The organism is Sphingomonas sp. ACRSK (genome assembly GCF_022346685.1).
GTDB lineage: Bacteria > Pseudomonadota > Alphaproteobacteria > Sphingomonadales > Sphingomonadaceae > Sphingomonas > Sphingomonas molluscorum.
In genome coordinates this window covers 146,637-164,955 of record NZ_JAKRNR010000001.1, presented here as the reverse complement: position 1 = coordinate 164,955, position 18,319 = coordinate 146,637, and the positions used below count along the sequence as shown (strand labels likewise).

The following is an 18,319-nucleotide window of genomic DNA, read 5'->3' as shown; positions in this document are numbered from 1 at the left end:
GAGCTTGGCGAAGGCCCGTATCGAAGCACCGGTGGCGGTCCTTCGATACGCCATTTCGACTGCGCTCAATGGCTACTCAGGACGAACGGCTTGATCAGAAGTCGCTACGGTTCATGCGCTCCTGCCTGCGCAGGAGCACGGCACCCCAAGAGGATTAGTCCAGTCGCGCCTTGGGTATCCGCGTGAGGCGGCAGGCGAGGTCGGCTTCGCCGGACGCGACGAGCCAGGCGTCGCCGGCGTCGACGATGCCGGTCGTGAACACCACCGGCTGGGGCAGATAGGCCTGGTGGGCGAAGGGGGCGATGAGGTCGGGCGCGGCCTCCAGCACCGGCACCGACTCCTCGCGCTCCAGAATGCGGGTGGGATCGTCGCTGTCGAGCAGCGCGCGATAGGTACGGTAGACGCCGACTGCGCCCTGCTTCTCGACGCCGTGGTAGAGCAGCATCCAGCCGCGGGCCGTGCGCACCGGCGGGGTGCCGCCGCCGAGCTTGGAGGCGGCCGCGGCCTTCAAGGGCCGGATCGCGAAGTCGGCGACCGGGCGCCAGTGCAGCATGTCCGGCGAGGTCGCGAGGTTGATCGACGGCCCGCCGGCATCGGCGTCGTCGGGCGGCATCGCGAACCAGGCGTCCGACAGCGGGCGGGTGAGGGCGAGGTGGCGGTCACCGACCGTGCCCTCGAACGGGATCATGTCCTTGTTGCCATGGTCGAGCACCATTCCGCAGGAGCGCCAGTCGAGCCCGTCGTCGGAGTCGTACATGGCGGTGCACAGCCGCCCGCCGGACACCGCACACACCGTCATCCACCAGCGATTGCCGATGCGGACGATGCGCGGGTCCTCGATGCCGTATTCGCCGTGGCGGGCGTCGGGTTCGATCGCGCGGTCATAGTGGACTGCGACGATGCGCTCTCCTTCCGGGTCGAGCTCGACCGGCAGCAGCCACGACAGCGAGGTCAGCCCCAGGAACGGATAGGCGCCACCCGACAGCACGAAGAAGCGCGGGTCGGCGACGTCGGCGCCCGCGGCGTCAAAGGCGTCGAGCCGGTAGCCGGCGGGCGTCCAGCGGATCGAGCGGACGTGGCCGTCGCGGATCGGCTCGGCCAGTGCCTCGGCCACGCGCACCATCAGCAGCAGATTGCCGTTGGCGAGGCGGGTGAGGCCGGGGTTGAAGGCGCCGAGCACGAAGGTCGGCTCGGCGATGCCGCGGCGGAGCGGGGAGCGCGAAAGGTCGACGTCGTCGGGGGCGAAGACGATCCGGTCGTCCGCCATGGTTCAGCTGGCCTGGAACCGGGTGTGGTGGCGGATCACTTCCTCGATGATGAAGCGCAGGAACTTTTCGGAGAACTCCGGGTCGAGGTCGGCGTCGCGGGCAAGCGCGCGCAGCCGGGCGATCTGGCGTTCCTCGCGGCCGGGATCGGCGGGGGGAAGGTCCTTTTCCGCCTTGTAGCGGCCGACCGCCTGGGTGACCTTGAAGCGCTCCGCCAGCATGAACACCAGGGCGGCGTCGATGTTGTCGATGCTCTGGCGATAGCGGGCCAGCGTGTCGTCGGTCATCCCAGTCCTTCCCTCGGGCGCGTGCGGGCGCTTTTCGCGTCGCTTTCCGGGTTACGCAAGCCCGCCGGCCTTGCGTTCGCCCCGCGTTGCAGCCACATCGGCGTGGCATGAGTGCCACCGTACACCGCCTCACCCCGACCGGTCGCGTGAAGGACCCGTCGCTCGATCCGATGATGACGCTCGTCGCCGAGGACATGGCGGCCGTCAACGCGGTGATCGTCGATCGCATGCATTCCAAGATTCCGCTGATCCCGGAACTCGCCGGCCACCTGATCTCGGGCGGCGGCAAGCGGATGCGCCCGATGCTGACGCTCGCGAGCGCGCAGCTGCTGGGCTATCACGGTACGCGCCACCACCTGCTGGCGGCGGCGGTGGAGTTCATCCACACCGCGACGCTGCTCCACGACGACGTGGTCGACGGATCGGACCTGCGCCGCGGCAAGCGCACCGCCAACATCATCTGGGGCAATCCGGCGAGCGTCCTGGTCGGCGACTTCCTGTTCAGCCGTTCGTTCGAGCTGATGGTGGAGGCGGACAGCCTGGCCGCGCTCAAGATCCTGTCGAACGCCTCGGCGGTGATCGCGGAAGGCGAGGTCAACCAGCTGACCGCGGTGCGCCGGGTCGACCTGCACGAGGATCGCTACCTCGACATCATCGGTGCGAAGACCGCGGCGCTGTTCGCCGCGGCCTGCCGCATCGCGGGCGTGGTCGCGGACCGGCCGCAGGCGGAGGAGCTGGCGCTCGACGCCTATGGTCGCAACCTGGGCATCGCCTTCCAGCTGGTGGATGATGCGATCGACTATGTCTCGGACGCGTCGACCATGGGCAAGGACGCGGGCGACGACTTCCGCGAGGGCAAGATGACGCTGCCGGTGATCCTGGCCTATGCGCGCGGGGATGAGGCGGCGCGCGGCTTCTGGCGCGACGCGGTGTCGGGCCGGCGCGCGACCGATGCCGACTTCGCCCATGCGGTGGAGCTGGTGCGCAGCAGCCGGGCGGTGGAGGACACCATGGCGCGGGCGCGGCATTATGGGCAGCGGGCGATTGAGTCGCTCTCCCCGTTTGCGGACGGCGCGGCCAAGGACGCGATGGTCGAGGCGGTCGAGTTCGCGGTGGCGCGGGCGTACTAACTTGTACCCCGGCGGAGGCCGGGGTCCAGGTGGGATAGCGGCCGATGCAGGCGCTTCATCCGCCAAGCCTTCCCAACCGTACCCCGGCCTCCGCCGGGGTACGGTTGGGAGGGGGGAGGAAGCGCCCCTTACGCCGCCCGCTTCTCCAGCGCCGCGGCGGCTTCTTCCATCAGCGTGGCGATGATCGCGGCGACCGGCTCCTCGGTCTTGACCATGCCGACCGACTGGCCGGCCATCACGCTGCCATGCTCGACGTCGCCGTCGATCACCGCACGGCGCAGCGCGCCCGCCCAATAATGCTCGATCTGCAGCTGCGCTTCGGCCATCGCCAGCGCGCCTTCGTCGAGCGACTGGGCGACTTCGCGCTGCTTGGCGGTGAACAGCTCCGAGCCGGCGTTCTTGAGCGCGCGCACCGGGATCACCGGCAGGCGCGGGTCGATCTGGACGCTGGCGACCGCGTCACGGGCCGAGGCGCGGAAGAACGCCTTCTTGAAATTGGGATGCGCGATCGACTCGGTCGCACACGCAAAGCGCGTGCCGAGCTGGACGCCGGCGGCGCCCATGTCGAGATAGCCGGCGATCGCCTCGCCGCGGCCGATGCCGCCGGCGACGAATACCGGGACCTGTTCGGCGATCTCGGGTAGCATTTCCTGCGCGAGCACGCTGGTGGAGACCGGGCCGATGTGGCCGCCGGCCTCCATGCCCTCGATCACCAGCGCGTCGACGCCGGAGCGGATCAGCTTTTTCGCAAGCGCCAGAGCCGGCGCGAAGCAGATGACCTTGGCGCCCGACGCCTTGATCGCGTCGAGGCTGCCAGCCGGCGGAAGCCCGCCCGCGAGCACGACATGGCCGACCTGGTGCTTTGCGCACACCGCGATCAGCTCCATTAGCTGCGGGTGCATGGTGATGAGGTTCACGCCGAAGGGCTTGTTCGTCAGACCCTTGGTGGCGGCGATCTCGGCGTCGAGCAGCTCGGGCGTCATCGCGCCGCACGCGATCACGCCGAAGCCGCCGGCGTTGGAGATCGCGGCGACGAGGTTGCGCTCGGACACCCAGGACATGGCGCCGCAGAGGATTGCGGTGTCGGTGCCCAGGAAGGCGGCGCCGCGGGCCATGCGGCGGGCAAGGCGCTCGGCGCCGACGGAAGAAGTGGTGGTCATTGCGCGCCCCTAAAGCGCTTTCGAAGCAGGTGGAACACGAAACCGCGACGAAACCAGCAGGCTGAGTTGGTTATCTGCCATTGGAAACCCGCGACATGGATGCTCTATTCCTCCCCCGGCGGGGGAGGGGGACCAGCCGCAGGCTGGTGGAGGGGTAGTTTCCGCATGCTGCACGGCCCAAAGGAAACGCAGGCTTTCGCCAGGCAACTGCGTCGACGCATGACCCTACCCGAGGTGCTCTTGTGGCAGGCGCTTCGCTGCCGCCCGGCCGGCCTGCGGTTTCGCCGTCAGCACCCGGCGGGCATCTATGTCCTCGATTTCTTCTGTCCGGCCTTCAAATTTGCCGTCGAAGTCGATGGCGAGGGGCATGCGCGTGGGGATCGGCCGGAGCGAGATGCGGCGCGTGACGACTGGCTCCGTACACGCGGCGTTCGGGTCTTGCGTATCCCTGCGCAGATGATCTTGTCCGATTTGGAGGCCGCGGTCGGCCACATTGTCGTCACCGCTTGCGGAGATTACCCCTCCACCGGCTTCGCCGGTCCCCCTCCCCCTCCGGGGGAGGAATAGGAGAAACGTAGTGCGGCAGGCGATCGGCGAGCTGGAGGTGCCCACGCGGGGGCAGGGGCTGGTGGAGGTGACGCGCGACGTGTGCGGCTGGGTGGCCGAGCAGGGCATGGCGACCGGGCTGCTGACGCTGTTCTGCCGGCACACCTCGGCATCGCTGCTGGTGCAGGAGAATGCGGCGCCGGAGGTGCGCGACGACCTGCTCGCTTATTTCGCGGGGATCGCCCCGGAGGATCGCACCGCCTATGCGCACGACGACGAGGGGCCGGACGACATGCCCGCGCATCTGCGCACGGCGCTGACCGGCGTGCAGCTGTCGATCCCCGTCGCCAATGGCCGTCCGGTGCTCGGCACCTGGCAGGGGATCTATCTGTTCGAGCACCGCCGCGCGCCCCACCGGCGGCGGATCGCGCTGCACCTGCTGGGGGAATAACGCCGCCGCCCGATCAGGCGGCGGTGTCCTCCGCGTCGAGGCCATAGGCGGTGTGGAGCACGCGCACCGCAAGCTCGGTATAGTCTTCCTCGATCAGCACGCTGACCTTGATCTCCGAGGTGGTGATCGCCTGCACGTTGATGCCGCGGTCGCCCAGCGTCTTGAACATGGTGGAGGCAACGCCTGCATGGCTGCGCATGCCGACGCCGACGACCGAGATCTTGGCAACGCGGGTGTCGTGGACCAGCCGGTCGTAGCCGATCTTGCCCTTTTCGCGATCCAGTACATCGAGCACGCGGGGAAGCTCGGCCTGGTTGATCGTGAAGGTGACGTCGGTCGAGCCGGTCGAATGCGCCACGTTCTGCACGATCATGTCGACGTTGATGCCGGTGTCGGCGAGCGGGCCGAAGATGGCCGCCACCGCACCCGGGCGATCGGGAACCTCGGTCAGCGTGATCTTGGCCTCGTTCTTGTCGTGCGCGATGCCGGTAATGAGTTGGCGTTCCATCTCGTCCACTTCCTCTTCGCCCACGATCATCGTGCCCGGTTCCGCCGCCGCATCTGCATCGGCAAACGATGAGAGCACCTGGACGCGGACCCCTTCCTTCATCGCGAGCCCGACCGAGCGCGTCTGCAGCACCTTGGCGCCGACGCTGGCGAGCTCCAGCATTTCTTCGTACGTCACGCGCTTCAATTTGCGTGCCCGGGGAACGATGCGCGGGTCGGTGGTGTAGACGCCGTCGACGTCGGTGTAGATGTCGCAGCGGTCCGCCTTCATCGCGGCCGCCACCGCGACCGCCGAGGTGTCCGATCCGCCACGGCCGAGCGTCGTCACGCGGCCATTGTCGGCCAGCCCCTGGAAGCCCGGGATCACCGCGACCTCGCCACCGGCCGTGGCGGCGAGCAGCGCCTGGGTGTCGATCTCGCCGATGCGGGCGGAGGCATGGGCGTCCGAGGTGTGGATCGGGAGCTGCCAACCGAGCCAGCTGCGCGCGGGCACGCCGATCGCCTGGAGCGCGATCGCGAGCAGACCGCTCGTCACCTGCTCGCCCGAGGCGACCACCACGTCATATTCGCGCGGGTCGTAGAGCGACGAGGCTTCGCGGCAGAAATTGACGAGCCGGTCGGTCTCGCCGGCCATGGCGGAGACGACGACGGCGACCTGGTTGCCGACTTCCCACTCGCGTTTCACGCGCTGGGCGACGCTGCGGATGCGCTCGATCCCGGCCATGGAGGTGCCGCCGAACTTCATCACGATGCGTGCCATGTACCGAGCGCCTCACCCCCTTGGGAACGTCGGGTTGCGCTGATAGGGAGGCGTCATGGTTATGGCAAGCGACGCGGCGCCCGAAGCGCGGGCAGCGAACGGCAGCGTGGTGGCGGCGGAAGCCGCGCATTTCGGCAAGCTGGCTGCGGACTGGTGGAACCCCCATGGCTCCTCGGCGATGCTGCATCGGCTCAACCCGGCGCGATTGGGCTTCCTGCGCCAAGCGATCGACGCGCATTGGAATGGCGACGGGCAGGGCTTCACGCCGCTGGCCGGCAAGACGGCGCTCGACGTCGGCTGCGGTGCTGGCTTGCTCGCCGAGCCGCTCGCGCGGCTGGGCGCGGCGGTGACGGGTGTCGATGCGGCGCCCGAGAACATCGGCGCGGCGCGGGCGCATGCCGAGGCGCAGGGGCTCGCGATCGACTATGTGGCCGGCGGCGTGGAGGCGGTGGCGGGGCGGCAGTTCGACCTCGTCACCTCGCTGGAGGTGATCGAGCATGTCGCCGATCCCGCCGGCTTCGTGGCTGGGCTTGCGGCGGCGCTGGCGCCGGGCGGGCTGATGGTGGTGTCGACGCCCAATCGCACGCCCTTGTCGCGACTGGCGATGATCACCCTGGCGGAAGGCGTCGGCGCGATCCCGCGCGGGACGCACGACTGGGACAAGTTCCTGACGCCGGAAGAGCTTACCGGGCTGCTCAAGGCGCAGGGGCTCACGGTGGGCGAGGTCCGCGGGCTTTCCTTCTCGGCCTCGCGCGGGTTCACCATCTCCGACGACACGCGGCTCGACTATCTCGTGACCGCCTGGAGGGGCTGAGGCAGTGGCGGCGCTCGACCGCTTCGTCGACGCGCAGGCGGGGGTGTGGGGGAACGTGCTCGCCGAGCTGAAGGCGGGGCGCAAGACCAGCCACTGGATGTGGTTCGTGTTCCCGCAGATCGCCGGGCTCGGCCGCAGCGAGACCGCGCGCTTCTATGCGATCGCCGATGTGGCCGAGGCGCGGGCCTATCTCGCGCATCCGCTGCTGGGAGCCCGGCTGCGCGAAGCGGCGCAGGCGCTGCTCACGCATCGCGGGCAATCGGCCGAGGCGGTGCTGGGCGGGATCGACGCCATCAAGCTGCGCTCCTCCATGACCTTGTTCGAGGCCGTGGCGCCCGACGAGCCGGTGTTCGCGGCGGTGCTGGACGCCTTCTTCTCGGGCCAGCGCGATCCGGAGACGGTGCGCCGGACCGGCTGACGCGGCCGCGGGAACTTCGCGCGGCGCGAGCCTTTGTTTGCGGGCAACGCGCCAAGGAGCCCCGCATGACCGACATTCGAGACGCCCACACCGAGGTCCTATCGCTTGCCGGCAGGCGGGTGGCGATCACCGGCGGCACCACCGGCATCGGCCGTGCGATCGCGGTGCTGCTCGCCTCGGAAGGCGCGCAGGTGTTCGTGTGCGGGCATGATTCGGACCATCTGGCCGATGCGCTCGCCCGCATCCGCGAGGTGGGCGAGGGCGACGGCGCGGTGCTCGACCTGGCGGAGCCGGACCATGCCCGCGGCTTCCTGGAGATCGCGCGCGAGCGGCTGGGTGGGCTGGACGCCGTGGTGCTGAACGCCGCCGTCGCCGCGTCCGGCATATCCGAGACCAGCGAGGCGGAGCTGCGGCACGCGATCGCGCTCAACTTCACCGCCTATCTGCTGGGCTCGCACGCCGCGGCCGATCTGCTGGAAGGCGAGGGCGACCTGGTACTGGTAGGGTCGATGAGCGCGCATGTGCTCGGCCCGGGCTCGACCATCTACGCCGGGATCAAGGCGGGCATCGCCGGCTTTTCCGAGGCGCTGCGGCGCGAGCTGGGACCGAAGGGGATCCGGGTCGGGCTGGTGGAGCCGGGCAAGACCGGGTCCGACATGCAACTGCCCGACGTGCCGGTGGAAAAGCAGCGCGAGCAGATCCGCGAGGAGACCATGCTGCGCGCCGAGGACATCGCGGTGGGCGTCCACTATATGCTCACCCAGCCGCGCCGCACCGTGGTGCAGCAGGTGGTGATCACGCCGCGCGCGCAGGCAGCCGAATGAACTTCGACGTCGACCGGCTGGTCTTCACCCCCGACGACGTGGACCTTTCACGGTCGCCGCTCGCGGGGCATCTCGATGCCGAAACCTACGTGCTGGGGGCGTTCAATCCGGGCCTGACCCGGTTGCCGGGCGGCAACCTGCTGATGATGGTGCGGGTGGCCGAGGCGCTGCGCAAGCCGATCCGCGACGGCCGCGTCCATGCGATCCGCTGGGAAGGCGAGGAGGGGAGCGCCGGCCGCTATGTGCTCGACGGCTGGCCGCTCGAGCATGCCGACACCGCCGATCCGCGCAAGTTCCTGCTCCAGGGCAACAAGTGGCGGGTGATGGCGCTGACCTCGCTGTCGTGGCTGCTGCCGGTCGAGCTCTCGCCCGACGGGCTGGAGGTGGTCGCCGTGCACTATGATCGCGCGGTGGCGCCGCAGGGCAGCTGGCAATGCTATGGCGTCGAGGATGCGCGGATCAGCCGCGTCGATGGTCGCTACTGGATGACCACCTGCTCGGTGAGCCCGGAGCGGCATTCGACCACGCTCTACAGCTCGGACAATGGGCTCGATTGGCGGTTCGAGGACATGGTGCTCGACCACCAGAACAAGGACATGCTGATCTTCGAGGGCCAGGTCGACGGGCGCTACTGGGCGCAGACCCGGCCGCTGGGCGACCTGTATTTCGCCTATCCGCCGGACAGCGAGTGGCGGGCGGGGCCGTCGATCAATCTCGCCACCTCGCCCGACCTGCTGCACTGGAAGCCGTGCCGAAAACCGGGAATCCGCCCGCATGCCGCGACCGTCGCCACCGCGCGCATGGGCGGCGGCACCCCGCCGATCCGCACCGAGCGCGGCTGGCTGAGCCTGTGGCACGGGGTGGAGCCGCACGAGATCGTCGGCATCTATCGCACCTATTGGACGATCCTGGCCGCGGACGACCCGAGCCGCACCGTCGCCACCCAGCACCCGCCGCTGCTGGAGGCCAATCCGGAGCTAACCCGGCCGCTGGAGGACCAGATGTACGTGCGCGACGTGGTGTTCACGACCGGCATCGCCGAACATGGCGACGTTTATGTGGTCGCGTCGGGCGAGGCGGATCTGGCGTGTCGGATCACGCATATCCCGAAGTCCGTCTTCGCCTGACACGGCTGCCCAAAAAACTGCTTTAGTGTAATAGGACACCGCGCTAGCATCCTCTCCTCGGGGTGAGGGGAATTGAGAATGCTGGAGCTACGCAACGTCAGCCACGTCTATGGCAACGGGACGCGCGCGCTGGATGACGTGACCTTGTCGGTACCGACGGGCATGTTCGGGCTGCTGGGGCCGAATGGGGCGGGCAAGTCGACGCTGATGCGGACCGTCGCGACGCTCCAGACGCCGACCAGCGGCAGCATCACCTTTGGCGACATCGACGTGATCGCGGAGCCGGAGCGGCTGCGCGAGACGCTGGGCTATCTGCCGCAGGACTTCGGCGTCTATCCGCGCGTCTCCGCCTACGACATGCTCGATCACATGGCGGTGCTGAAGGGCATCGCCTCGGCCGCGGACCGGAAGGCGACGGTCGAGACGCTGCTCAACCAGGTCAACCTGTGGAACGTCCGCAAGAAGGCGATCGCCGGCTTTTCGGGCGGCATGCGCCAGCGCTTCGGCATCGCCCAGGCGCTGATCGGCAACCCCCGCCTCATCATCGTCGACGAGCCGACCGCCGGTCTCGACCCGGAAGAGCGCAACCGCTTCCTCAACCTGCTTGCCGAGATCGGCGAGAATGTGGTCGTGATCCTCTCCACCCACATCGTCGAGGACGTGGCGGATCTCTGCCCGCGCATGGCGGTGCTGGCGGCTGGCAAGATCCGGTTGGAGGGGGCGCCCCTGGAACTGATCGAGCAGGCGCGCGGCACCGTCTGGGCCAAGGCGATCCGGCGCGATGAGTTGACCGAGGTGCGGGAGCGCTACGAGCTGATCTCCACCCGCCTGTTCGCCGGGCGGACCATCGTCCACATCCTGTCCGAGGTCGATCCCGGCAACGGCTTCGAGCCGGTGCGCGGCGGGCTGGAGGACGTGTATTTCGCGACCCTGGCCCGCACCCGCCGCCCCATCGACACCGCCGCCGCTGTCGCGGCCTGAGGGGAGGGCGCCCATGTTTCGGAAGATCGCGGGGTTCGAACTCCGCTACCAGTTCGGCAGCCCGGTGTTCTGGGTCGTCGCGGCACTCTTCTTTCTGCTGACCTTCGGGTCGGTTGCGAGCGAGAACATCCAGATCGGCGCGGGCGGCAACGTCCACGCCAACAGCCCCTTTGCCATCGTCCAGGTCCACGCGATCTTTTCGCTGTTCTTCATGTTCGTGACGACCGCGTTCGTCGCGAACGTGGTGGTGCGCGACGATGAGTCGGGCTTCGGCCCGATGGTGCGCACGACGCGCGTCACGCGCTTCCAGTATCTGTTGGGGCGCTTCACCGGCGCCTTCCTGGCCGCGGCGGTGGCGTTCCTGGCGATCCCGCTCGCGATCTGGGTCGGATCGCTGATGCCCTGGATCGATCCGGAGCGACTGGGGCCGACGATCCCCGCCGCCTTCGCCTGGGCCTATCTGGTGGTGGCGCTGCCGAACCTGTTCCTGACCGCGGCGATCTTCTTTGCGGTGGCGACGGTCACGCGATCGATGATGGGCAGCTATGTCGGCGTGATCGTCTTCCTGGTGCTCTATGCCGTGATGAGCACCATGATCGGGCAGCAGCCCGAGTGGCGGCAGGTCGCGGCCTATGTCGAACCCTTCGGGGTCGCTGCGATCAGCAACGCGACCCGCTATTTTACCGCGGCGGAGCGCAACGCGATCCTGCCGCCGCTGGACGGTGCGCTGCTTGCCAACCGGCTGATCTGGATCGGCGTCGCGCTGGCGGCGCTGGGCTTCGCCGTGGGGCGGTTCCGCTTTGCCGAGCGCGGCATCTCCAAGCGCCGCCTGCGCAAGCAGGCACGCCGCGAGGCGAAGCTGGGCCAGACTGCGCCGCGGCTGGTCGATCGGCTGCCCGCGCCCCAGCCGGACGGGGCGACCTGGGCGCGCCTCCTCACCCGTTGTCGCTTCGAGATGGCGCAGGTGTTCCGCAGCCCCGCATTCCTGGTGCTGCTGGTCGTCGGCCTGTTCAACACGGTCGGCGCGCTGCTGTTCGCGGGCGAGATCTACGGCACGCCGGCGCGACCGCTCACCTTCGCGCTGATCGAGACGCTGACCGGCGGCTTCGGGCTGATCCCGATCATCATCGCCATCTATTATGCCGGTGAGCTGGTCTGGCGCGACCGCGACCGCAAGATCCACGAGATCATCGACGCGACCCCGCTGCCCAACTGGGCTTACATGGTGCCCAAGGCGCTGGCGGTGACGGGGGTGCTGTTCACCACCCTGCTGGCGGCGGCGGTGGCGGCGATCCTGGTGCAGCTGATCCGCGGCGGCGGCGAGGTGTCGCTCGGCGAGTATTGGCGCTGGTACCTGCTGCCGCAGACGGTGGACATGGTGCTGCTGGCGATCCTGTCGGTGTTCGTCCAGGCGCTCAGCCCGAACAAATACGTCGGCTGGGCGATCATGGTCGTCTACATCGTGGCCACGCTGACGCTCAGTAACCTGGGGTTCGAGCATCCGCTCTACCTCTACGGCGGCGGGCCGACGCCGCAGCTGTCCGACATGAACGGCGACCAGGTCGGCGGTGCCGCCGCCTGGTGGGTGCGCCTCTATTGGGGAGCCGCGGCGGTGATCCTCGCGACGCTCGCCCACCTGCTGTGGCGGCGCGGGACCGAGACCCGGCTGCTGCCGCGGTTGCGGCGAGTGCCTGCGCGCCTGCGCGGCGTGCCGGGGGTCATCATCGGCGTCGCGCTGGTGGCGTTCGTGGGGGTCGGCGCTTTCATCTTCTACAACACCAACGTCCTCAACCCATACCGCACCCGCGATGCCAACGAGCAGCGGATGGCGGAGTATGAAAAGAAGTACCTGCACTACGAGACGATATTGCAGCCGTCGCTCACCGACGTTCGGCTGGCGATCGACCTGCACCCGTCCGAGCGGCGGATGACGGTCGACGGCGTCTATCGCTTCGTCAACGACACCGGCCTCCCGCTGGATACGCTGCACGTGCGGCTGCCCGACGCCGACACCAAGCTTGCCTCAGTAACGGTTCCAGGCGCCCAACTCGCCAGCAACGACGCGGAGTTGCAGTACCGGCTCTACCACTTCGACCGCCCGCTCGCCCCGGGCGCCACCGGCACGCTGCAGTTCCGGACCGTGCGGTCGCAGCGGGGCTTCCGCGCCACCGGCGAGGATACGCGGCTGGTGGCCAATGGCAGCTTCCTCAACAACTTCGACTTCGCGCCGCAGCTGGGGATGAACCGTGCAGGGCTGTTGACCGATCGGGTGACCCGCCGCCGCTACGGCCTGCCGTCGGAGCTGCGCATGGCCAAGCTGGAGGACGTGTCGGCTCGCCAGCGCAACTATCTGGCCAATGCCGATTGGGTGAATTCGGACATCACCGTCACCACCGATGCGCCCCAGGTGCCGATCGCGCCCGGCCGGCGGGTTTCGGACACGACCCAGGGCGGGCGGCGCACCGCGCATTTCGTCTCGACGGCGCCGATCCTGGCCTTCTTCTCGGTCCAGTCCGCCGACTACGCGGTGCGGCGGGACCGGCAGGGGCCGGTGCAGCTGGAGGTCTATTACCAGCCGAACCACGGCTTCAACGTCGACCGGATGCTCCAGGCGATGAAGCTGTCGCTCGGCTATTACGACAAGGCGTTCGGGCCCTATCAGTTCACCTATGCCCGCATCATCGAGTTCCCGGGCTATGACAGCTTCGCCCAGGCGTTCGCGGGCACCGTGCCCTATTCGGAGAAGATCGGCTTCATCGCCGATACCCGCGATCCGGACGAGATCGACTATGTCACCTATGTCACCGCGCACGAGCTGGGCCACCAATATTGGGCGCACCAGCTGATCAGCGCGGACCAGCAGGGCGGCACCGTGCTGGTGGAGACCATGGCGCAATATTCGGCGCTGATGGTGATGAAGCACCTGTACGGCGAGGATAAGATCCGCCGCTTCCTGAAGTACGAGCTCGACAATTATCTGCGCTCGCGCGGCAGCGAGGCGGTCGAGGAACTGCCGCTCGATCGGGTCGAGAACCAGGGGTACATCCATTACCGCAAGGGCGCGGTGGTGCTCTACCTGCTGCAGGACCGGCTGGGCGAGGAGCGGGTGAACGCGATGCTGCGCACGCTGCTCGACCGCCACCGGTTCAAGGGTGCACCCTATGCCAATTCGATGGAGCTGGTCGACGGCTTCCGTGGGCTGGCGCGCAATGCGAGCGAGCGGCAGCTGGTGGACGACCTGTTCGACCGCATCACCCTCTATGACCTCAAGCTCAAGGGGGCGAAGACCCGCAAGCTGCCCGATGGCCGGTATGAGACGGTGCTGACGATCGAGGGCGGCAAGGCCTATGCCGACGGGCGCGGCAAGGAGACGCAGGCGGCGCTGGACGACCAGATCGACGTGGGGCTATTCACCGCGCGCCCGGGGCTGGGATCATTTGATCGCGGCGACGTGCTGGTGATGGAGCGGCGGCCGGTCCGCAGCGGGGTGCAGCAGCTGCGGCTGGTGACGGCGAAACGGCCGGCGTTCGCCGGGGTCGACCCGTACAACAAGTACATCGACCGCAACAGCGACGACAATGTCGGGGCGGTGGAGTAGGGGCGGGTCCGCCGGGGGGCGCTCCCCCGGCGGAGCGCCTGAAAAAATTGACAATTGCGCGGGTTTGGGATAGGCGCCACGCCTTTCCTGCTCCGTGCATTATTTGAGGAAGCGACCATGGCGCGCGTCACCGTCGAGGATTGCGTCGACAAGATCCCCAACCGGTTCGACCTGGTGCTGATGGCAGCCCAGCGTGCGCGCCAGATTTCCGGCGGTGCCGAGCTGACGCTCGATCGCGACCGCGACAAGAACCCGGTGGTCGCGCTGCGCGAGATCGCCGAGGAGACGGTTCGGCCCGACCACCTCAAGGAAGCGGTCATCACCAGCATGCAGAAGGTGCAGATCGACGACGAGGAAGCACCCGACGAGATTGGTTCGCTGTCGGCATCGGCCGAGGCGCTGCGCCTCACCGCGGCTGCTCCGCCGCGCAACCAGAACGTCGGCGGCGACTACGAGGGCTGATCCCTCCACGCCGAAGGCCTGAAGAAGGGCGGCTCCGCTGGGGCCGCCCTTTCTTTTTGCGCGGAGGAGGGGTGCATCCTCCCGCAGCTCCTGCGGCATGTGCTCCTGCGCAGGCAGGAGCCTAGAGCCAGGAGGGACAGCGCCCGTGACCCTGGGCTCCTGCCTGCGCAGGAGCACGCGTTCTCCCTGGCCCACCGCGCGCAAAAAAGGGCCGGTACGTTTCCGTACCGGCCCGAGGTCGTCCGCAGGAGGAACGTCGGGGGCGGCGGGCCCGTGCCCGCCGCCGATCTCAGTAGTTGTAGGCGCGCTCGCCATGCTCGCCGAGGTCGAGGCCCTCGATCTCGACTTCGGGGCTGACGCGGCCGCCGGTCACTGCCTTGGCGATGAAGAAGGCGATGGTGGTGCCGATCGCGGCCCAGGCGATGGTGACGACCACCGCGAGCAGCTGCACGCCGAGCTTGGCGCCCATGTCATAGTCGGCAGCACCCGGGCCGCCGAGCGACGGGGCGTAGACGATGGCAGTGCCGATCGCGCCGACCATGCCGCCCACCCCGTGGATGCCGAAGGCGTCCAGCGAGTCGTCGTAGCCGAGCTTGGGCTTGAGGAAGGTCACCGCGAAGTAGCAGACGATCGAGGCGACCGCGCCCAGCACGATGGCGCCGAACGGACCCGAGTTGCCCGCCGCAGGCGTCACCGCGACCAGGCCGGCGATGATGCCCGAGCAGAAGCCCAGCGCCGATCCCTTGTGGCCCGAGAAGCGCTCCGCCAGCATCCAGAACAGCCCGGCCGAGGCGGTGGCGACGAAGGTGTTGATCATCGCGAGGGCCGCCGAGCCGTTTGCCTCCAGCGCCGAGCCGGCGTTGAAGCCGAACCAGCCCACCCAGAGGAGGCCGGTGCCGACCATCGTCAGCGTCAGGCTGTGCGGAGCCATGCGCTCGGTCGGATAGCCGATGCGCTTGCCGAGCAGCATCGCCAGCACCAGCGCCGAGACGCCGGCGTTGATGTGCACCACGGTGCCGCCGGCGAAGTCCAGCGCGCCCATGTCGAAGAACCAGCCGCCTGCCGCCCACACCATGTGCGCGATCGGCAGATAGACGATGGTGAGCCATACCAGCGCGAACAGCATGACGGCGGAGAACTTGATCCGCTCGACCACCGATCCCAGCACCAGCGCGATGGTGATCGCGGCAAAGGTCATCTGGAAGCAGATGAACACATATTCGGGGATCTCGACGCCGGCCGTGAAGGTCGCCGCCTGCGACGCGGGCGTGACCCCGGCCAGGAACGCCTTGCCGAAGCCGGCGATGAACTTGCTCGGCAGCGCGCTCTCCGGCCCGAAGGCGAGGCTGTAGCCGTAGATCACCCAGATCAGCATCGCCAGGCAGGCGACGGCGCCGATCTGCGTCATCACCGACAGCATGTTCTTGGCGCGGGCAAGGCCGCCGTAGAACAGCGCGAGGCCGGGCAGGATCATCGCCAGCACCAGCACGGTCGAGATCATCATCCAGGCGGTGTCGCCCTTGTCGACGGTGGCGGCAGGCGCGGCGGCTGCCGGTGCCTGCAGGGCCGCGTCCTGCGCCCAGGCGGGCAGCGCGGCAAACAGAGTCGTGCCCGCGGCGATCGCCAGGCCAGTCGGAAGCTTCATAATGTCCCCCTTCATCACAGCGCAGTCTCGTCGGTCTCGCCGGTGCGGATGCGGACCGCCTGGCCGACATCGAGCACGAAGATCTTGCCGTCCCCGATCGCGCCGGTGTTGGCCGAGGCCTGCACGGCCTCCACCACCCGCGGCGCGACGTCGGACGCGCACACGATCTCGATCTTGATCTTGGGCACCATGTTGGTGCTGTACTCGGCGCCCCGGTAGATTTCGGTCTGGCCCTTTTGGCGGCCGAAGCCCTTGACCTCGGTGACGGTCATGCCCGCCACTCCGACTTCGGTCAGCGCCTCCCGCACGTCATCGAGCTTGAACGGCTTGATGATGGCGATGACGAGTTTCATATCGCGCCCCCTCGCTATGGTCCCGAGGGGAGGCGTAGCAAGCAGCGTGCCAGTTGTGGTTGGGGAGCGGACGCGAGAGGTCAGCAGCGGGTCGACATCTCAATCCTCCCCGTTTGCCTCGAGGTGCCGTCGAGCTTGTCGAGACGGCGTATCGAGAGGCGGTTGCGGTGGCTCTCTCGATCCGGGCTCTCGACAAGCTCGATCCCTACTCGAGACAAACGGGGTGGGAAGCAGGATTACGCCTCGGGCGGGATGTGGCCCACGCCGGGCTGAAATGCGAGGCAAGTGCGACGCAGCTTTAGGCAGCTGCTCGAAAATTAGGCGGTGGGGCGCGTCATTCCGGACGTTCGGCGATCGCGCGGGCTTCGGCGAGATCTTCGTCGTCGACCATGACGCGGGTGGGGATCAGCAGCCAGCTGCCGTCGGCGATGCTCGCCTCCCCATCGAAGGCGACGGCGGGGATGCCCTCGCTCTCCAGCCGCCCAACCAGGATCTGCGCCTCGATCCGGGCGAAGCGGCCGAGTTCGACAAGAGCCATCAGACGGGTGCCATCAGGCGGCGGTGCCGCCGACCGTCAGCCCCTCGACCAGCAGGGTGGGCTGGCCGACGCCGGCCGGCACGCTCTGCCCGCCCTTGCCGCACATGCCGACGCCCTCGTCGAGCGCGAAGTCGTTGCCGATGCCGGTCACCTTGGTGAGCACGGTCGGGCCGTCGCCGATCAGCGTGGCGCCCTTGATCGGCGCACCGAGCTTGCCGTCCTCAATCCGGTAGGCCTCGGTGCAGGAAAAGACGAACTTGCCCGAGACGATGTCGACCTGGCCGCCACCGAACGACTTGGCGAAGATGCCCTTCTTGACGCGCGACAGCAGCTCGGCGGGATCATCCTTGCCGCCGCGCATGAAGGTGTTGGTCATGCGGGGCATGGGGGCGTGGGCGAAGCTTTCGCGGCGGCCGTTGCCGGTCGGCGCCACGCCCATCAGCCGGGCGTTGAGGCGATCGTGGATATAGCCCTTGAGGATGCCGTCCTCGATCAGGATGTTCTCCTGGGTCGGCGTGCCCTCGTCATCGATCGACAGCGAGCCACGACGATCGGCGATCGAGCCGTCGTCGACCACGGTCACACCGGGTGCCGCGACGCGCTCGCCGATGCGACCCGAAAAGGCGCTCGTGCCCTTGCGGTTGAAGTCGCCTTCCAGGCCGTGGCCGATCGCCTCGTGCAGCAGCACGCCGGGCCAGCCCGGCCCGAGCAGCACGGTCATTTCGCCGGCGGGCGCGTCGACCGCGTCCAGGTTGACGAGCGCCTGGGCGAGCGCGGTGTCGATCGCGCGGTTCCAGGTTTCCGGCAGGAACAGGTCGTCGTAGAGATAGCGGCCGCCGATGCCGAAGCTGCCGGTCTCGCGCCGGCCGTTCTGCTCGACCACCAGCGAGACGTTGAGGCGTACCAGCGGACGCACGTCGGTGGCGACGAAGCCGTCCGGGCGGACGATCTCGACCACGCTCCACGAGCCGCTGAGGCTGACGCTGGCCTGCACGACCCGCGGATCGCGCGCGCGGGCGGCGGCGTCGATCGTCTGGCACAGGTTCACCTTGTCGGCGAACGGCACCAGATCGAGCGGATCGGCGGCGGTATAGAGGTGGCGGTTGTTGCCGCGCGGGGGCGGCGCCTTGGCGCCCTTGCTCGGATCGATCAGCGCCATGGTCTCGCCTGCGCGCAGGATCGCGGCTTCGCTGATCTCGTTGGCGTGGGCGAAGGCGGTGGTTTCGCCCGACACGCCGCGCAGGCCGAAGCCGGAGGCGGTGTCGTAGCTGGCGGTCTTCAGCCGGCCGTCGTCGAAGCCGAACGCCTCTGCCCGGCGATATTGCAGGTAGAGTTCCCCGTCGTCGGCCTGCGCGAGCGTGCGCGCGGCGAGACGGGTGGCAGCGGCGGGGTCGAAGCCGTCGCGGTAGAGGAAGGCGCGGGGATCGGAGGCGGTCATGTCCTCCGATATAGG

General features: G+C 68.6%; 18 protein-coding genes. 10 read left to right on the top strand and 8 right to left on the bottom strand.

Features of this window, described 5'->3' with window-relative positions; all coding sequences use genetic code 11:
- Positions 1 to 154 precede the first annotated feature (154 nt).
- Positions 155 to 1,267: a glycoside hydrolase family 130 protein gene (locus tag MHZ35_RS00825; RefSeq protein ID WP_239433951.1), complete on the bottom strand. Its 1,113-nt coding sequence runs from the start codon at positions 1,265 to 1,267 to the stop codon at positions 155 to 157.
- Positions 1,268 to 1,270: 3 nt separating this feature from the next.
- Positions 1,271 to 1,552, bottom strand: coding sequence for a chorismate mutase (locus MHZ35_RS00820; RefSeq protein ID WP_125960230.1), 282 nt, complete (start codon positions 1,550 to 1,552; stop codon positions 1,271 to 1,273).
- A 107-nt stretch (positions 1,553 to 1,659) separates the two neighbouring features.
- Here MHZ35_RS00820 and MHZ35_RS00815 point away from each other — a divergent pair, with 107 nt between their 5' ends.
- Complete coding sequence (locus tag MHZ35_RS00815; protein WP_239433950.1) at positions 1,660 to 2,682, top strand: polyprenyl synthetase family protein; 1,023 nt, start codon at positions 1,660 to 1,662, stop codon at positions 2,680 to 2,682.
- Between the two features lie 128 nt (positions 2,683 to 2,810).
- On the opposite strand, the gene MHZ35_RS00810 is transcribed toward MHZ35_RS00815, so the two are convergent.
- Positions 2,811 to 3,842, bottom strand: coding sequence for an NAD(P)H-dependent flavin oxidoreductase (locus tag MHZ35_RS00810; RefSeq protein ID WP_239433949.1), 1,032 nt, complete (start codon positions 3,840 to 3,842; stop codon positions 2,811 to 2,813).
- A gap of 99 nt (positions 3,843 to 3,941) precedes the next feature.
- On the opposite strand from MHZ35_RS00810, the gene MHZ35_RS00805 reads away from it, so the two are divergent.
- Together MHZ35_RS00805 and MHZ35_RS00800 are read left to right on the top strand one after the other, a co-directional pair.
- On the top strand, positions 3,942 to 4,409 hold the full coding sequence (locus MHZ35_RS00805; protein ID WP_342453493.1) for an endonuclease domain-containing protein: 468 nt from the start codon (positions 3,942 to 3,944) through the stop codon (positions 4,407 to 4,409).
- Between the two features lie 10 nt (positions 4,410 to 4,419).
- Positions 4,420 to 4,839 (top strand): secondary thiamine-phosphate synthase enzyme YjbQ, encoded by a 420-nt coding sequence (locus MHZ35_RS00800; RefSeq protein ID WP_239433947.1) that lies wholly within the window; start codon positions 4,420 to 4,422, stop codon positions 4,837 to 4,839.
- A gap of 13 nt (positions 4,840 to 4,852) precedes the next feature.
- Here the strand turns inward: MHZ35_RS00800 and MHZ35_RS00795 are convergent, their stop codons facing one another.
- Positions 4,853 to 6,106: an aspartate kinase gene (locus MHZ35_RS00795; protein ID WP_239433946.1), complete on the bottom strand. Its 1,254-nt coding sequence runs from the start codon at positions 6,104 to 6,106 to the stop codon at positions 4,853 to 4,855.
- 61 nt (positions 6,107 to 6,167) lie between these two features.
- Here MHZ35_RS00795 and ubiG point away from each other — a divergent pair, with 61 nt between their 5' ends.
- From ubiG to rpoZ, 7 genes are all read left to right on the top strand, one after another.
- Complete coding sequence (gene ubiG / locus MHZ35_RS00790; RefSeq protein WP_239434018.1) at positions 6,168 to 6,920, top strand: bifunctional 2-polyprenyl-6-hydroxyphenol methylase/3-demethylubiquinol 3-O-methyltransferase UbiG; 753 nt, start codon at positions 6,168 to 6,170, stop codon at positions 6,918 to 6,920.
- 4 nt (positions 6,921 to 6,924) lie between these two features.
- On the top strand, positions 6,925 to 7,338 hold the full coding sequence (locus tag MHZ35_RS00785) for a DUF1810 domain-containing protein (RefSeq protein ID WP_239433945.1): 414 nt from the start codon (positions 6,925 to 6,927) through the stop codon (positions 7,336 to 7,338).
- Between the two features lie 65 nt (positions 7,339 to 7,403).
- Entirely contained in the window at positions 7,404 to 8,162 is a 759-nt protein-coding gene (locus MHZ35_RS00780; RefSeq protein WP_239433944.1) for an SDR family oxidoreductase, read from the top strand.
- Positions 8,159 to 9,289 carry a glycoside hydrolase family 130 protein gene (locus MHZ35_RS00775; RefSeq protein ID WP_239433943.1) on the top strand — a complete coding sequence of 377 codons (1,131 nt, stop codon included), beginning with the start codon at positions 8,159 to 8,161 and terminating at the stop codon, positions 9,287 to 9,289. Before MHZ35_RS00780 ends, MHZ35_RS00775 begins: the two co-directional genes overlap by 4 nt.
- Before the next feature lie 78 nt (positions 9,290 to 9,367).
- Complete coding sequence (locus MHZ35_RS00770; protein WP_125960238.1) at positions 9,368 to 10,270, top strand: ABC transporter ATP-binding protein; 903 nt, start codon at positions 9,368 to 9,370, stop codon at positions 10,268 to 10,270.
- Positions 10,271 to 10,283: 13 nt separating this feature from the next.
- Complete coding sequence (locus MHZ35_RS00765; RefSeq protein ID WP_239433942.1) at positions 10,284 to 13,868, top strand: ABC transporter permease/M1 family aminopeptidase; 3,585 nt, start codon at positions 10,284 to 10,286, stop codon at positions 13,866 to 13,868.
- Positions 13,869 to 13,985: 117 nt separating this feature from the next.
- A complete protein-coding gene (rpoZ, locus tag MHZ35_RS00760; protein WP_239433941.1) occupies positions 13,986 to 14,330 on the top strand; it encodes a DNA-directed RNA polymerase subunit omega in 345 nt (114 codons plus the stop codon).
- Positions 14,331 to 14,619: 289 nt separating this feature from the next.
- Here the strand turns inward: rpoZ and MHZ35_RS00755 are convergent, their stop codons facing one another.
- From MHZ35_RS00755 to tldD, 4 genes are all read right to left on the bottom strand, one after another.
- Complete coding sequence (locus tag MHZ35_RS00755) at positions 14,620 to 15,975, bottom strand: ammonium transporter (RefSeq protein ID WP_239433940.1); 1,356 nt, start codon at positions 15,973 to 15,975, stop codon at positions 14,620 to 14,622.
- A gap of 14 nt (positions 15,976 to 15,989) precedes the next feature.
- A complete protein-coding gene (locus tag MHZ35_RS00750) occupies positions 15,990 to 16,328 on the bottom strand; it encodes a P-II family nitrogen regulator (RefSeq protein WP_125960242.1) in 339 nt (112 codons plus the stop codon).
- Positions 16,329 to 16,662: 334 nt separating this feature from the next.
- Positions 16,663 to 16,866: a putative signal transducing protein gene (locus tag MHZ35_RS00745; RefSeq protein ID WP_239433939.1), complete on the bottom strand. Its 204-nt coding sequence runs from the start codon at positions 16,864 to 16,866 to the stop codon at positions 16,663 to 16,665.
- Positions 16,867 to 16,879: 13 nt separating this feature from the next.
- Positions 16,880 to 18,304, bottom strand: coding sequence for a metalloprotease TldD (gene tldD / locus MHZ35_RS00740; RefSeq protein WP_239433938.1), 1,425 nt, complete (start codon positions 18,302 to 18,304; stop codon positions 16,880 to 16,882).
- Positions 18,305 to 18,319: the final 15 nt, after the last annotated feature.

What these genes read in the sequence shown, in the direction of transcription:
- ubiG (WP_239434018.1), top strand. Translation starts at nt 6,168, where the DNA reads ATGGCAAGCGACGCGGCGCCCGAAGCGCGGGCAGCGAACGGCAGCGTG.
- MHZ35_RS00765 (WP_239433942.1), top strand. Translation starts at nt 10,284, where the DNA reads ATGTTTCGGAAGATCGCGGGGTTCGAACTCCGCTACCAGTTCGGCAGC.
- MHZ35_RS00755 (WP_239433940.1), bottom strand. Translation starts at nt 15,975, where the DNA reads ATGAAGCTTCCGACTGGCCTGGCGATCGCCGCGGGCACGACTCTGTTT.
- MHZ35_RS00780 (WP_239433944.1), top strand. Translation starts at nt 7,404, where the DNA reads ATGACCGACATTCGAGACGCCCACACCGAGGTCCTATCGCTTGCCGGC.
- MHZ35_RS00770 (WP_125960238.1), top strand. Translation starts at nt 9,368, where the DNA reads ATGCTGGAGCTACGCAACGTCAGCCACGTCTATGGCAACGGGACGCGC.
- MHZ35_RS00805 (WP_342453493.1), top strand. Translation starts at nt 3,942, where the DNA reads ATGCTCTATTCCTCCCCCGGCGGGGGAGGGGGACCAGCCGCAGGCTGG.
- tldD (WP_239433938.1), bottom strand. Translation starts at nt 18,304, where the DNA reads ATGACCGCCTCCGATCCCCGCGCCTTCCTCTACCGCGACGGCTTCGAC.
- rpoZ (WP_239433941.1), top strand. Translation starts at nt 13,986, where the DNA reads ATGGCGCGCGTCACCGTCGAGGATTGCGTCGACAAGATCCCCAACCGG.
- MHZ35_RS00810 (WP_239433949.1), bottom strand. Translation starts at nt 3,842, where the DNA reads ATGACCACCACTTCTTCCGTCGGCGCCGAGCGCCTTGCCCGCCGCATG.
- MHZ35_RS00750 (WP_125960242.1), bottom strand. Translation starts at nt 16,328, where the DNA reads ATGAAACTCGTCATCGCCATCATCAAGCCGTTCAAGCTCGATGACGTG.
- MHZ35_RS00795 (WP_239433946.1), bottom strand. Translation starts at nt 6,106, where the DNA reads ATGGCACGCATCGTGATGAAGTTCGGCGGCACCTCCATGGCCGGGATC.
- MHZ35_RS00775 (WP_239433943.1), top strand. Translation starts at nt 8,159, where the DNA reads ATGAACTTCGACGTCGACCGGCTGGTCTTCACCCCCGACGACGTGGAC.
- MHZ35_RS00745 (WP_239433939.1), bottom strand. Translation starts at nt 16,866, where the DNA reads ATGGCTCTTGTCGAACTCGGCCGCTTCGCCCGGATCGAGGCGCAGATC.
- MHZ35_RS00820 (WP_125960230.1), bottom strand. Translation starts at nt 1,552, where the DNA reads ATGACCGACGACACGCTGGCCCGCTATCGCCAGAGCATCGACAACATC.
- MHZ35_RS00825 (WP_239433951.1), bottom strand. Translation starts at nt 1,267, where the DNA reads ATGGCGGACGACCGGATCGTCTTCGCCCCCGACGACGTCGACCTTTCG.
- MHZ35_RS00815 (WP_239433950.1), top strand. Translation starts at nt 1,660, where the DNA reads ATGAGTGCCACCGTACACCGCCTCACCCCGACCGGTCGCGTGAAGGAC.